Consider the following 13,218-nt stretch of genomic DNA (forward strand, 5'->3'; position numbering starts at 1 on the left):
TTTCAAGACGATAAAGCCCCAATCAAAGGGGCTTTATTTTAACCATGCATTGTTATGCGTTTGCTTGAGCGCCAGCGAGTTTACGTATGGTTTGTCGGTAGGTTAGGTAAGCGGAAATGCCCGCCAGAATGTTGCCCATACAAGCGCCTAAAAGTAGACCTCGGATTCCCCCCATTTGAGCGCCAACCCATAAGCAAGGAAGGAAAAAGACAAACAAGCGTAGCGCTGAAATGGTGAGCGCGGTGTAAGACTTACCTAATGCATTGCAAAGAGAAACCATCAACATACATACACCTAGTGAACCTAAGCTGATAGGAACAATCAGCAAATGCATTTCTAATACTTGCTCTACTTGAGCATCACTGGTCATCAGTAGTGCAAGTGGGTTTGCGACGGCAAACGTAATGGCTGCGATCAAAAGTTGAAAGCCCAGAATGAATTTTACGGCAATACTGACTAGCGATTGGATATCTTGGTAGTTCTTTGCGCCAAGTAAGCGCCCGACCATTGGGGGCATAGACATTGTCAGCGCTAACACCGAAACGATAGCAAAGAATTCGTAGCGTGAACCGAGCGCCCAAGCGGCGACTGCTGCGGTCCCGAAGCTTGCCAATAACTTTGTTGCTAACATGGACGACAACGGAGGCAGCAGTTGGCTGATCATCGCAGGTCCCATGATGTTACCGATAGACGCAACACTTTTAGTTACGTTGAGGTCTTGCCACTGCGTTGTTGCCCAGTGATTCTTCTTTACGCGAGGCGCGACGACTAAAATACCAAACCCAAAAGCAACGATGGTTGCTATTGCGGCTCCGTTAATACCCAAGTCAAACGTGAAAATAAATAGTGGATCGAGCACAAGGTTCACGCCGCTGGTCACCATCATCATTGTGCCAGGCAACATGGTGTTGCCGTTAGCCCGGCAAATACTGTAGTAAAAATATAAAACCGCTCCAGTCCATGAACTTAGCAGCCACCAAGGCCAGTAGCTGTCGATAATCGGCATCACAGATTCTGGAGCACTTAATAGAGATAAAATGGGGTAGCGCAAAAGCCAAATTAGCCCTCCAAAAACGGCTACACCGATTGAGCCAATCATCAAAACTAAGCCACCGAGCTGTTTGGCATAACGACTTTCATTCGCACCAAGCGCTTTAGAAATGACAGCGGTCGTGGCGATACCTAAACCGACTTGAATGCCGATAATGACCATTTGCAACGGAAGAGTAAAACCTTGAGCGGCCAAAGGTAAAACGCCGAGCTGACCGATAAACGCACTATCTACAAGCTGAAAGCTCATTAAAGATAGAACGCCAAATAGCATTGGCCAAGTCATCGTAAATAATTGTTTTGCAAGTGTTGGTTGTGTACTTGTCGTAGTTGAGGACATAGAAAGCTGAATGCGTTAGGAATAAGAGTTGGATTGATTGTACACGGCGCTTAGTTTAGAGACAAAAATAAACCCCGAGTAAGGTAGCTTTACTCGGGGTTGGAAAATCTAGCTTAAGCGTTTATTTTTTGCCGCTAGTTTGCTTGTCTTCTTCAGTCAGTTCGCGAATACGACGGCTGATGTCACGACGTGCTTTAGAGATTTCTGCACTTTTGATGATGTGGTCATCAACACGATCTTCGTAGTCTGCTTTCATATTTTTGATGATTGCGACGATTTCATCGTGAGTCATTTCTGGTTTGATGTAATCTAGAAGGTTTTCTAGAAGGTCAACACGTTTGCGGTTATCACGAACTTTCTTTTCGTTATCAAGCAGCTCACGTTTTAGTTTGTTTTTACGACGAGCTTGGTTAACGATTTCAAATACGCTACTCATAGTTCTCTTTCCTAATTTTATGGATATCTTCCTCGATTAAAGCACAACATCCAGTGGCATAACAGTCTTTAGATCAATCACAATGCAGAGTTGAACATTTCTCAACCAATTGCGATGTGTCCACATAATCACGCTTCTCTAATCGAGTTTTGGGCAACATCGTAGAATCCATCGATTCATTGTCATAACGTGGCCTTCACTATATTATCAACACCATTGAATGCAAAATGATGAACTTGATATGGACTCTGGGAACACTGCGGAGCAAGTAAGTAGTCAAGATAATGAGCAAGCCACTCGCTCTGTGGCTGAAAAGTTAAAAACAGCGTATATCAACGCTCGCGAGCAACTCGAAATCATCGAAGTTGAGCTGAATCGTTCAAAAATAATGATGGTTGATCAAGATGGCAATTTGACGAAAGTGCCAATTCTCTCGGAGCATTGATACCTGACCCGATTCGCAAAGGGTGCCAGGTCTTGCGCTATGCTTTAGCCTGACACCGACACCTGAATCGCTAACGCTTCTTGCATCTCTTTGCCAATGTATGATGCATGATATCGAAGCGATTTAGGTACCAAGTCAAATGCAAAAATAATAAGGAAATGCATTATGAAAGTTGAGCTAACGGCAATTGAAGCACGAGTCATTGGTTGCTTGATCGAAAAAGAAGTCACCACCCCAGATCTTTACCCCCTCAGCCTAAACGCATTAACCAACGCGTGTAATCAAAAAAGCAACCGTGATCCCGTAATGTCGCTCTCTGAGTCAGACGTTCTCGATGCCGTTGATGCTCTAATTGAACGTAGGCTCGTCAGTGACGAAAGTGCGTTTAACAGCCGTGTTAGCAAGTATCAGCACCGTTTCTGTAATACGGAGTTTGGTGATTTAAAACTGACAGAACAAGAGAAGGGAATCGTATGTTGTATGCTTTTGCGTGGTGCTCAAACGCCTGGGGAAATTCGCACTCGTACCAATCGTCTCGCGACATTTCATGATGTAAAAGAAGTTGAAACGGTTTTGGAGCACTTAACAAGCGAAGAAAAAGGACCATTAGTGGTCAAGTTACCGCGTGAAGCCGGGAAGCGAGAATCACGCTATATGCATTTGTTCTGTGGCGACGTTGACGTCTCTGAGCTAGCAGTGCCAGTGTCAGCGGCTGGCTCTAATTCTGATCGAGTCAGCCAGCTAGAGCTCGAAGTTGCTCAGCTTAAAGAAGAGCTCGATGAACTTAAAGCTAAGGTCGAGTCACTACTTTCATGATTGAAAATACAGCGCAGCGTTGGAGTGTCTATTTGATACGAAATAACCGCAATGCGCTGTATTGCGGTGTCACAAACAATGTTGAGCGAAGATTCAATCAGCACCAAACGGGCAAAGGAGCGAAAGCTTTAAAGGGAAAAGGTCCCTTGGTATTGGAGTGGTCTTCGGATTTTGATTCAAAGACACTTGCCATGCGGGCTGAGTATTATATTAAGCAACTAACAAAAGCTAAGAAAGAGCTGCTTGTTACGTCAAAAGCAAGTATTGTCGTTGATGAAAATCAGCAGATGATGTTAGAAATGGCTTTATCGAAATAAGCGTTCGCGACATGCCGAATAACAAAGAAACCGTCCACTGAGGCGGTTTCTTTTTAGTTTTGGAGTACCATGTAAGAACAAACTGACGCATAATGGGTTGGTGTTCTGTTTAAACACTCAGAGTATGAAAAGGAGAAATGATATTTTGTGACCTTACAATTAGGTACACAATAAACGTTTATTCGTTCCAACTCAGACTAAGAACCAATTTATTATTGAAACAGGCACTCAGAGGAAGGTAGATTACAAGAGTAAAGGATGACTCGGCTAGGTAACGAATAGAGCTGAATTAGGCTCATAAAAAGCTAAAAGAGCAGTAGATGAAAAAAGCGTTAGTATTCTCCCTGATGTCAATGGCCACTGTCGCGCCGATAGCGCAAGCCACTCAAGTCCTCAATGGGTATTGGGCATATCAAGAATTTTTAGACCAGTTTCCAGAACAGAAGCAGTTAACGAATGCGTTGGCTGACGCCGTACGAGAGACTCCTGTTCCGGTTGAAAGAGACAAAAAACGTCCGTTAAAAATTTCTGTGGTTTATCCAGGCCAACAGATTTCGGATTATTGGATTCGAAATATAGACGCATTTGAACAGCGTTTAGATAAACTCGATATCGACTATCAACTTAATCAAGTATTTACCCGTCCCAACGCAGATATTAAGCAACAAAGTTTGTCTTTAATGGAAGCGCTGAAGAGCAACTCCGATTATCTTATTTTCACTCTCGATACCACTAGGCATCGTAAGTTTGTTGAACACGTCTTAGACTCAAAGAAAACCAAGTTGATCTTACAAAATATCACTACACCGGTAAGAGATTGGGAGGATCACCAACCGTTCCTTTATGTTGGTTTTGATCATGCTGAAGGCAGCCGTGAGCTTGCAGTGGAGTTTGGTAAGCGTTTTCCAAAACAGAGCCATTATAGTGTGCTCTACTTTTCAGAAGGGTATATCAGCGATATCAGAGGCAATACCTTTATCAATCAAGTCAACCGTGATAACAACTTTGAACTACAATCTGCTTACTATACTAAAGCGACAAAGCAGTCTGGGTACGAAGCAGCAAAAGCGAGTTTGGAAAAATACCCTGACGTCGATTTTATTTATGCGTGTTCTACAGATGTGGCGCTAGGGGCTGTTGATGCGCTGAAAGAATTAGGGCGTGAAGATGTCATGATCAACGGCTGGGGTGGCGGCTCTGCAGAATTAGAAGCGCTTTCGAAAGGGGAGTTAGACGTTACTGTTATGCGTATGAACGATGATACTGGCATTGCAATGGCAGAAGCGATTAAGTGGGATCTTGAAGGGAAACCCGTTCCAACCGTTTATTCTGGTGATTTTGAAGTCGTCACGAAATCTGATTCTCCAGAAAGAATTGAAGCATTAAGAAAACGCGCATTTAGATACTCAGACAATTGATGACAACTACATCAAAAACAAGAAAGCGTCGCTCATTGTCGACGCTTATTACGAAAATAATCATTCTCGTACTTGCTCCGATCATTTTAGGCATCTTCGTTCAGAGTTATTACTTCTCGAAGCAAATTATTTGGCAAGAAGTGGATAGAACTAAGCAACAGACGTCAGCGCTGATTCTTAATATTTTTGATAGCCATTTTGCTGCGATTCAGATTCATCACAACAGTAACTCGAAGAGTGATGTTGTTTTAGATTTTTATACAGAACGGGATGAAGAAGCTCTCAATTACTTTTTCATGAGTATTGACCAGAGTGATCCTTCTCATACGCCAGAGTTTCGCTTTCTCACCGATCATCAAGGCATTATTTGGGACGATGGGAATGCGCATTTCTATGGCATCAATAACTTGATTCTCAATGATCTCGCGAGCCAAGTGACTTTTAGCAACAATTGGTATTACCTTCCTTCACATACCCCAATGGGAACTCGCCATCTGTTACTGCGTCGTGTACCGGTTTTACAACCTAAAACCGGTGAAGTGATGGGGTATTCTTACAATGTTGTTGTTCTAGATAACAACTTCGGGTTGATGGAAAGACTAAAAAACGAAGGAAACGTTGATAATGTTGTTTTGGTGGCCAACGATACGCCACTAGCTAGCTCACTAGTCGGAGATGAAGCGTACAAGATATTTGATGTTCTGAAGCGGCGAGAGTCTCAGCAAAAGCTTGACCAGTTGTTGATCATTAAAACCCCTATCGAAGTCAATGCTGCCACGACGGATTTGTGTTTGCTAACCGTGCAAGACAATCAGAGTGTTGTGACACTGCAAATCCAGCACCTTTTGGCGATGTTGGCTTCAGTTATCGGGATGGTGATGATTGCGTTGATGACCAAAGAGTGGATTGAGAATCGAGTCGTCGAAGAGCTTGGCTCGTTGATGGCATATACTCGTTCGGCTCGTGAAGAAAAAGGGTTCGAACGGTTTGGCGGGTCTGATATCGAGGAGTTCGATCATATTGGTTCGACACTAGAAAACACCTTTGAAGAGCTGGAAGCGCAAAAGCGTTCATTCCGCGATCTGTTTAACTTTGCGTTATCGCCGATTATGGTGTGGTCAGAGTCTGGCGTACTCATCCAAATTAATCCGGCAGCCCGCAAAGAATTGGTCATGGAAAACGACATTGAAACCATGCACCCAGTGTTTAAAGGCTTCAAAGAAAAGTTGATGCCGCACCTGCGAATGGCAGCTCAAGGAGCCACGTTAACTGGCGTCAATGTACCAATTGGAGACAAGGTATATCGCTGGAACTTATCGCCGATTCGAGTTGACGGTGATATCAGCGGTATCATTGTTCAAGGTCAGGATATTACGACGCTTATTGAAGCGGAAAAACAAAGTAACTTGGCACGTAAAGAGGCAGAAAAATCCGCTCAAGCACGTGCCGATTTTCTGGCTAAAATGAGCCATGAAATCCGAACGCCAATCAATGGCATTCTAGGAGTTGCTCAATTATTAAAAGACTCGGTCGAAACGGAAGAACAGAATAACCAAATTGACGTACTTCGACATAGTGGTGAGCACTTACTTGCTGTTTTGAATGATATTTTGGATTTTTCGAAGATTGAGCAGGGTAAGTTTAATATTCAAAAGCACCCGTTTTCTTTCACTGACACGATTCGAACGTTAGAAAACATTTATCGTCCAATTTGCGAAAATAAAGGCGTTAACCTCGTCATTGAAAACAAGATTGATCCCAATGTTGAAATCTTTACTGACCAAGTTCGTCTGAACCAAATTTTATTCAACTTAGTCAGTAACTCAGTTAAGTTTACCCCCTCGGGCAGCGTACGCTTGCATGCGGAACTGGAGCAGTTCTACGGCGCCGAAAATAGTGTGTTGGTAGTGGAAATTACGGATACGGGCATCGGCATAGAGCCCGATAAGCTCGACCAAATGTTCGAACCTTTCGTTCAAGAGGAAGCAACGACCACTCGAGAATACGGTGGCAGTGGCTTGGGACTGACCATTGTGAAAAGCCTCGTCGATATGCTGGAAGGTGACGTTCAAGTACGCAGTCAAAAAGGTTTAGGCACGACCTTTGTTATTACAATGCCAGTTAAAGATCGTGAGCGAGTGCTCACCCCTCTTGATTCAAGCTTGAGAGTTAAACCTGGTGAGTTATTCGCAGAGAGTCTAAAAGTACTGTTGGTAGAAGATAACCATACTAATGCCTTCATTCTCAAAGCATTTTGTAACAAGTACAAAATGCAGGTTGATTGGGCAAAAGATGGATTGGAAGCGATGGAGTTCTTAAAAGATCATACTTACGATTTGATTTTGATGGACAACCAACTGCCGCATCTTGGAGGAATTGAAACAACCAAAGAGATCCGACAGAAGCTGAAGTTAGGCACGCCAATTTATGCTTGTACTGCCGATACGGCGAAAGAAACCAGTGATGCGTTTATGGAGGCGGGCGCGAATTACGTATTGCTCAAACCGATTAAAGAAAATGCGCTCCATGAAGCCTTTGTTGACTTCAAGCAGCGATTCTTAATTGAACGAACGTGATGAACTCATTCGCTATGAGCCTTAATTGATAATTCAATCGCTCACTAAACCGAAAAGCACAACGCCATAACTTAGGGTTGTGCTTTTTTGTATCTCAATGCTTCACTTGTTGATAAGCCTGGAGTGCTGATATCACCTTTAGTGTCGTATATCACTACTATTACAACCCAAGTACTACGTTGCGTTACGCAAACTTTTTCCCCAATGGCATATTCTATGTGATTTAAATCACAAAAACTTATTTACTTAGCGTGCTAACTATTTTATATTACTTAGCAAGCTAAGTAATTGAGTAGATCTTATGATTCAAGACATCAACAGTTTGCGCGACCTTTCTCTGGCTGAAAAGTTATCTCGTGTTGCCCGTTTGTGGAAAATGGTTGCAGATCGCGAGTTGGAGCCTTTAAACCTGACGTACCCGCGTTGGACTGCGTTATGGAAACTTTATCGAATGGGCGACAACGTTAGTCAGAAGCATTTGGCTGAAGCGCTTGAGATTGAGTTGGCATCGCTGATGCGCACATTAAAGCTATTAGAAGAGCAATCTCTGATCACTCGCCATTGCAGTGAGCATGACAAGCGAGCACGTATTGTTAGCCTTACAGAAGAAGGTAAAACCCTACTCAAGCAAATGGAGACTCGAATTCTTCAAGTACGGAGCAAGCTACTGACGGAAATCAATGACCAAGAGCTTCAAAAGCTTTCATTGATCCTAGATCAGATTGCTCACAATGCACTTGATTCACTTAGCGAATAAGTCAGAAACCCGAATTAAAAGAGAAGTAAACGCCTATGACTCCAGATCAAAAATTCGCACGTTGGATCAAGTATTCTTGCGTCGCGTTTGTCCTTGTCTTTGCCTATTTTCTAGTCGCAGATCTCGCCATGCCATTGACGCCTCAGGCAATGGCAACGCGAGTGGTAACTAAAGTAGCTCCCCGTGTGAGCGGACAGATTACGCATCTTTATGTTGCCAACAACCAAGAAATAAGCCAAGGCGATCTACTATTCCAGATTGATCCACAGCCTTATCAGCTCGCCGTAGAAAAGGCTCAACTTAACCTTGAGCGTGTGATTCAAAATAATGAACAGCTTGATGCCTCTATTGCAGCGGCAAAAGCGGACGTTGAAGCGAGCAAAATTGTCGCCGAGCAAAAAGTTCGCGAAGCCAAACGTCTTGATACATTGTTTCATCGCAATGGCACCTCGCAACAACAGCGTGACGACGCACAAAGTAGTGCAACGGCAGCCAGAGCAAACTTACTGGCCGCGCGCGCTCGTTTAAAAGAGTTGGAAGTAAACCGAGGCGATTTAGGTGCAACGAATGTAAATATCCGCGTGGCACAAAACCAGCTAAAACAAGCGGAACTTAATCTGTCTTACACTCAAGTAATTGCTGAGCATGATGGCGTTGTCGCTAACTTGCAGCTGGAAACGGGTGCCTATGCGGCAGCTGGTACGCCTCTTGTGGCTTTAGTCTCGGATGACGTGGATATTATTGCCGACTTTCGTGAAAAGAGTCTGCGACACTTCAATCAGAACAGTCGGGCGTTAGTGGCCTTTGATAGCTTGCCAGGTGACGTATTTGAAGCTCGTATTACGAGTGTGGATGCGGGGGTAAGCTCGGGCCAGTTTGATGCGGATGGCCGTTTAGCGACACCGACAGACTCAAACCGTTGGGTGAGAGACGCGCAGCGTTTACGTTTACATTTAGCTATCGATGAACCTCAACAGCGCGCATTTCCGGCCGGGGCACGTGCGACTGTGCAACTGTTGCCAGAAAACTCGTTATCTGGCTGGTTAGCGAGATGTCAGATCCGATTTTTGAGTCTTCTTCATTACATTTATTAACGGGGAGGCGATATGAAGTTATGGGATCATCCCATGTCGGAAAACGACTTCCGTCAGTGTTTGCGCATTGCAACTGGCGCGACCATTGGCTTCACCTTATGTAAGGTCTTTGGCTGGAATTATGGCGTATTTTTTACCGTAACACCGATGTTGTTACTTGGAATGGTACCAGTCATGAGCCTGCATGCCGCACGACAGCTGATTTTTTCAGCGGTCGTATGCGGATTAGAGGTCGGTATTCTTGGTGGGCTATTTGGTGGACATCCTGGCATGATGACGATCATCGCCTTCGGGTTGTTTTTGTATAAGTTCGCCTGTATGTCAAAAGGGAGCTTATTCCTGTTTGGGGCAAATAGCGTGCTGAGCTTGAGCATCATGCTGCATTTTGCGAGTTATCCAACAACCGACTTAAATGATCTGATATTCAGCAACCTACAAGCGAATGTTATTTCAGTGATCGTGGCCTACGTCGTGACATTTTTGATCCCTGATGCAGAGCCTCGTCAGCCACCGGCAAAACCATCTCAGCCTAAACAGAGTCACCGCATGCGTCATGAAGCCCTTATGGGGGCGAGCATCGCTACAATGTCTTTCCTTGTATTCCAGCTATTTGACCTCAGTGATTCTATGTCCGCTCAGGCGACAACCTTGCTTTTATTGTTTCCTATGCATTGGAACGGTGCTTTAGGGTATGCGCGCAAAAGAGCAATGGGGACCTTGATGGGGGTAACCTTTGGTATTGCTGGGCAGCTCGTACTATACGATTGGTCGGATACCTTGCTGTTTATCGTCCCATTGCTGTGGATTGGCGCGATGATGTTCAGCTATATGCATGTAAAAGAGTCTAGTGGGTCAGGAGCTGGGTTTGGCGGATTAACTACATTAGGTATTTTATTTGGCCAATACCTGACCCCGGATGGCGATTTAATGTTCAGCGCGCTGTATCGCGTGAGTAGTATTTTGTTTGCTATTGTTGTCACTCTGCTCTTGACCTATGCGGTGCACAGAGTGCTCAACAGCTTTGAGGCGACGCGCTTTAGCCAGCAGTAAGTTCAGACGTTACTGGTTAGAAAGGACTGCTCCAGTAACTCTGTTTTTAGCTCGTGACTCATCGCTATTGGGCTTTCAAACTTAATTCCTATTACCCAGCCTTTCAGCAACTTCTTAATGTTGGCAATGACACACCGATTTTCTTCTCCGATATAGTGACTTAGAGAAGAGTCGATAGTGACACTTTCACCAACGTTGAATTCAGGCTCTATAAAGGTTGAGATACCAATACCTGCCAGTGAGAAGTCGATAAGGCTACCGTCGTAAACATTCCCCGCATGAACAATCTTACAATCCATTTGCAGCTTATATCGTTCGTGTTCCCGGACTGGTTTGGTTGCAAATGTTCCTGGAATTCGAATAAATAAAAGGGGCGAAGGACGAACCGCAGTTGTTAGAACACTGGATTTAAATGCAATGACATGGCCTAACTCCGTATCTGATACACCACGCACGATGACATCGGCGTTTGGGAGTTTTCTCATCACTTGCTCTTCAAGCAAACGCATCGGTATATCAAGAATCAAATACGTGTTCTCTTTCATCCCAAGATAGGTGGTGGAATACGTATACTGGTCCTTAGGCCCAAACTCGAAATTAGTCGAAAGTTTCATTCCCGGTTTGAGGAATCTATGCAGTTCATCTTTAGTATGAGTGGCAGGCATTACATTGGCGTTTTAATTATTGGTTAAATCGAGGCTATCAAAACGCCATTTTGTTATTCAAGATAGTAGGACAAAAGTTTTTGTAAAATTATCGCTATCTGTGAAGTGGTGGGCGATAAGTTTGGCTCATTCCATCTTTCATAAAGATTTGGCTTGCCACAATACTGCCGCAGGTTACCAGCATCAGCGCTAACCAAGTAAGTGAATCTGGTTGTTCACCAAAGATTGGAACGGCAAGAAGTGTCGCGACGACTGGAGTTAATGACCCAAAAGCAGCACTGGCTTCGGCGCCAATAATTCGGATTGCATAGATAAAGGTAAAAGAGGCGATTAAGCCTGCGCCGACACCTTGCAACATCGCGTGGCCAAATAACTCTTCCCACGGCCACTGACTGATCGGCGTTATCGCTAGGTAACTATCTACCCATCCGAAGCCAACCGCAATGATGAGCAGTGCCAAAGACGCGATTGCAACGAACCCAGCACAGACATGCGCATTAAGGTTAGCAACACGAGCACTGATGGTGAAAACGGCCCACATAATGCTACCGGTTAGAAACAAGATGTGGCCTTGTAATTGAGACCAGTTGTACTCTGCACCGCTATTAGAAAGAAGGAATACGAAAATCCCTAACAACACCGTAGAAAGCCCGATTAAGCGGTGAGCACTCAGCGACTGTTGATAGCACAACACCGCGATAGCAGAAACAAACAATGGCAAAGTGCCAGGTACTAATGCACTGCCGTGCGCCACGGGAGCGAAGTGCATAGCTGTGCCGACGACCAGCAGGTAGGGCAGGCCACTCCCTACCACAACACCAGTTAGGTAGCGTTTAGGCACGACGCGAAGCGCCTGCTTATGCTTAATCACAAATGGTAATAAAATTAAACTTGGGATTAGAAAGCGAACTAACGCGATATCGGCTGGCTGCAAGTTAGAAATTGCGCCCCCTTTTAAAGAAATAAAGAAACCAGACCAAAGCAGTAAGGTCGTTAATATAGCTGCGTATCCCAAGATCATTGTCGGCATGTCCATTTGTAAATGATGTGTTAATTGTTGAATAAAACTCGTGCCAAAGGGAGGCAAAATTTGACGTAATTAAGCTTGATGTTGGTGATAAAGCGCGTATAAATGTCAATTGTTAGTGATTATTGGCATGGAAGGAAAAATGGACAAAATTGACAGGCAACTGATCAACTTGATCCAGAAGGATGCAACCCTGACTACGGCAGAGCTTGCTGACAAAGTAGGATTATCGGCATCACCTTGTGCAAGACGCATTAAGCGTTTAGAGCAGGAGGGCGTCATTAGCGGTTATCGAGCCATTGTGTCCAGAGACGCGGTGGGTATTGCGATGACCGTATTTGTTGAAGTCAGTTTGAACAACCACCAAGCTTCTTCGATTGATGAATTTGAACATGCTGTTGTTGAAATGGACGAGGTGATCTCGTGCCATGTTGTATCAGGGGCTTATGATTATTTGTTAGAAGTGGTCAGCAAAGATCTCGCTGGCTATGAAACATTCACTAGAAAGCTACAACGATTAGAAAACGTAAAAGATATCCATACGCACTTGGCGATTAGACAAGTGAAAGGAAATGGAAGCTTGCCGATTTATGCATAAGAAAGATGAAATTTCTCGATAGACTTAAGATTGCTCACTATCACCGAAAGCGATACCGACAGTTCGGTACAGACAGAGCGCGAACGCTGGGATGGAGAGATAAGTACAGCCAAATCAGTCGATTTGAAGCCTTGTGCCGTGGGTTAACGTTAGACGGTTCAAGTCTTTTAGATATTGGGTGCGGCTACGGAGACTTATTAGCGTTTATTGAGTTCAACAATCTGCGCCCCCAAAGTTATATTGGCATTGATCAGCAAAAACAGTTTATCTCTGAGGCCAGAAAGCGGGACTTTCGTACTCAAAGTGAGTTCGTATGCGGTGACTTTTCAACGTTGGTATTGCCCCGTAGTGATTATGTCTTTGCTTCTGGATCATTGAATTATCAATCCGCGAATCCAAATCATACCATTGAGATGATCGAGAAAATGTACCGGGCCGCAGAGAGAGGGTGCGTGTTTAACTTATTGGATGAAGAAAAGCTGCCGAGCATGAGAATGCTCGCATCGCATAATAAACTTGGGGTGTTACGCTATTGCCGATGGCTATGTCCAGACGCACAATTGATCGAGGGTTATTCCGATCATGACTTTACGATTGCGATGATCAAAAAAGCGGAATCAGTTTCCTGA

14 protein-coding genes are annotated in these 13,218 nt (G+C 44.3%); 10 read left to right on the top strand and 4 right to left on the bottom strand.

The annotated features are described in order from the left end of the window. Window positions 1–52: 52 nt before the first annotated feature. Together CBX98_RS08385 and CBX98_RS08390 are read right to left on the bottom strand one after the other, a co-directional pair. Window positions 53–1,390 carry an MATE family efflux transporter gene (locus CBX98_RS08385; protein WP_109168963.1) on the bottom strand — a complete coding sequence of 446 codons (1,338 nt, stop codon included), beginning with the start codon at window positions 1,388–1,390 and terminating at the stop codon, window positions 53–55. A 121-nt stretch (window positions 1,391–1,511) separates the two neighbouring features. Then, window positions 1,512–1,826, bottom strand: coding sequence for a DUF496 family protein (locus CBX98_RS08390; RefSeq protein WP_005373603.1), 315 nt, complete (start codon window positions 1,824–1,826; stop codon window positions 1,512–1,514). Window positions 1,827–2,067: 241 nt separating this feature from the next. On the opposite strand from CBX98_RS08390, the gene CBX98_RS08395 reads away from it, so the two are divergent. The 8 genes from CBX98_RS08395 to CBX98_RS08435 all read left to right on the top strand — a co-directional run bounded on the left by CBX98_RS08395 (window position 2,068) and on the right by CBX98_RS08435 (window position 10,299). Further along, complete coding sequence (locus CBX98_RS08395; protein WP_031780656.1) at window positions 2,068–2,271, top strand: hypothetical protein; 204 nt, start codon at window positions 2,068–2,070, stop codon at window positions 2,269–2,271. Between the two features lie 165 nt (window positions 2,272–2,436). Then, on the top strand, window positions 2,437–3,087 hold the full coding sequence (locus CBX98_RS08400; RefSeq protein ID WP_109168964.1) for a YceH family protein: 651 nt from the start codon (window positions 2,437–2,439) through the stop codon (window positions 3,085–3,087). Next, window positions 3,084–3,404, top strand: a complete 321-nt coding sequence (locus tag CBX98_RS08405; protein ID WP_012842363.1) for a GIY-YIG nuclease family protein — start codon at window positions 3,084–3,086, stop codon at window positions 3,402–3,404. The genes CBX98_RS08400 and CBX98_RS08405 overlap by 4 nt, the downstream gene beginning before the upstream one ends. Window positions 3,405–3,724: 320 nt before the next feature. Continuing rightward, window positions 3,725–4,822, top strand: coding sequence for an autoinducer 2-binding periplasmic protein LuxP (locus CBX98_RS08415; protein WP_005397733.1), 1,098 nt, complete (start codon window positions 3,725–3,727; stop codon window positions 4,820–4,822). Further along, complete coding sequence (gene luxQ, locus CBX98_RS08420) at window positions 4,822–7,398, top strand: quorum-sensing autoinducer 2 sensor kinase/phosphatase LuxQ (protein ID WP_005397731.1); 2,577 nt, start codon at window positions 4,822–4,824, stop codon at window positions 7,396–7,398. Before CBX98_RS08415 ends, luxQ begins: the two co-directional genes overlap by 1 nt. A 301-nt stretch (window positions 7,399–7,699) precedes the next feature. Beyond that, window positions 7,700–8,155, top strand: coding sequence for a MarR family transcriptional regulator (locus CBX98_RS08425; RefSeq protein WP_005397727.1), 456 nt, complete (start codon window positions 7,700–7,702; stop codon window positions 8,153–8,155). Window positions 8,156–8,190: 35 nt separating this feature from the next. After that, a complete protein-coding gene (locus CBX98_RS08430) occupies window positions 8,191–9,249 on the top strand; it encodes an HlyD family secretion protein (RefSeq protein WP_053807920.1) in 1,059 nt (352 codons plus the stop codon). Window positions 9,250–9,261: 12 nt separating this feature from the next. After that, window positions 9,262–10,299: a DUF2955 domain-containing protein gene (locus tag CBX98_RS08435; protein ID WP_109168965.1), complete on the top strand. Its 1,038-nt coding sequence runs from the start codon at window positions 9,262–9,264 to the stop codon at window positions 10,297–10,299. 2 nt (window positions 10,300–10,301) lie between these two features. On the opposite strand, the gene CBX98_RS08440 is transcribed toward CBX98_RS08435, so the two are convergent. Together CBX98_RS08440 and CBX98_RS08445 are read right to left on the bottom strand one after the other, a co-directional pair. Further along, window positions 10,302–10,964, bottom strand: a complete 663-nt coding sequence (locus CBX98_RS08440; protein ID WP_109168966.1) for a flagellar brake protein — start codon at window positions 10,962–10,964, stop codon at window positions 10,302–10,304. Window positions 10,965–11,058: 94 nt separating this feature from the next. Then, a complete protein-coding gene (locus CBX98_RS08445; protein WP_047008123.1) occupies window positions 11,059–11,985 on the bottom strand; it encodes a DMT family transporter in 927 nt (308 codons plus the stop codon). A gap of 148 nt (window positions 11,986–12,133) precedes the next feature. Here CBX98_RS08445 and CBX98_RS08450 point away from each other — a divergent pair, with 148 nt between their 5' ends. Together CBX98_RS08450 and CBX98_RS08455 are read left to right on the top strand one after the other, a co-directional pair. After that, entirely contained in the window at window positions 12,134–12,589 is a 456-nt protein-coding gene (locus CBX98_RS08450; protein WP_109168967.1) for an Lrp/AsnC family transcriptional regulator, read from the top strand. A gap of 5 nt (window positions 12,590–12,594) precedes the next feature. Then, window positions 12,595–13,218, top strand: a complete 624-nt coding sequence (locus CBX98_RS08455) for a class I SAM-dependent methyltransferase (RefSeq protein WP_109168968.1) — start codon at window positions 12,595–12,597, stop codon at window positions 13,216–13,218.

The organism is Vibrio sp. T9, assembly GCF_003123985.1.
Taxonomy (GTDB): domain Bacteria; phylum Pseudomonadota; class Gammaproteobacteria; order Enterobacterales; family Vibrionaceae; genus Vibrio; species Vibrio diabolicus.

Coding starts and splice junctions, on each gene's coding strand:
- CBX98_RS08455 (WP_109168968.1), top strand. CDS start 12,595: ATGAAATTTCTCGATAGACTTAAGATTGCTCACTATCACCGAAAGCGA.
- CBX98_RS08385 (WP_109168963.1), bottom strand. CDS start 1,390: ATGTCCTCAACTACGACAAGTACACAACCAACACTTGCAAAACAATTA.
- luxQ (WP_005397731.1), top strand. CDS start 4,822: ATGACAACTACATCAAAAACAAGAAAGCGTCGCTCATTGTCGACGCTT.
- CBX98_RS08425 (WP_005397727.1), top strand. CDS start 7,700: ATGATTCAAGACATCAACAGTTTGCGCGACCTTTCTCTGGCTGAAAAG.
- CBX98_RS08450 (WP_109168967.1), top strand. CDS start 12,134: ATGGACAAAATTGACAGGCAACTGATCAACTTGATCCAGAAGGATGCA.
- CBX98_RS08395 (WP_031780656.1), top strand. CDS start 2,068: ATGGACTCTGGGAACACTGCGGAGCAAGTAAGTAGTCAAGATAATGAG.
- CBX98_RS08415 (WP_005397733.1), top strand. CDS start 3,725: ATGAAAAAAGCGTTAGTATTCTCCCTGATGTCAATGGCCACTGTCGCG.
- CBX98_RS08430 (WP_053807920.1), top strand. CDS start 8,191: ATGACTCCAGATCAAAAATTCGCACGTTGGATCAAGTATTCTTGCGTC.
- CBX98_RS08390 (WP_005373603.1), bottom strand. CDS start 1,826: ATGAGTAGCGTATTTGAAATCGTTAACCAAGCTCGTCGTAAAAACAAA.
- CBX98_RS08445 (WP_047008123.1), bottom strand. CDS start 11,985: ATGATCTTGGGATACGCAGCTATATTAACGACCTTACTGCTTTGGTCT.
- CBX98_RS08440 (WP_109168966.1), bottom strand. CDS start 10,964: ATGCCTGCCACTCATACTAAAGATGAACTGCATAGATTCCTCAAACCG.
- CBX98_RS08405 (WP_012842363.1), top strand. CDS start 3,084: ATGATTGAAAATACAGCGCAGCGTTGGAGTGTCTATTTGATACGAAAT.
- CBX98_RS08400 (WP_109168964.1), top strand. CDS start 2,437: ATGAAAGTTGAGCTAACGGCAATTGAAGCACGAGTCATTGGTTGCTTG.
- CBX98_RS08435 (WP_109168965.1), top strand. CDS start 9,262: ATGAAGTTATGGGATCATCCCATGTCGGAAAACGACTTCCGTCAGTGT.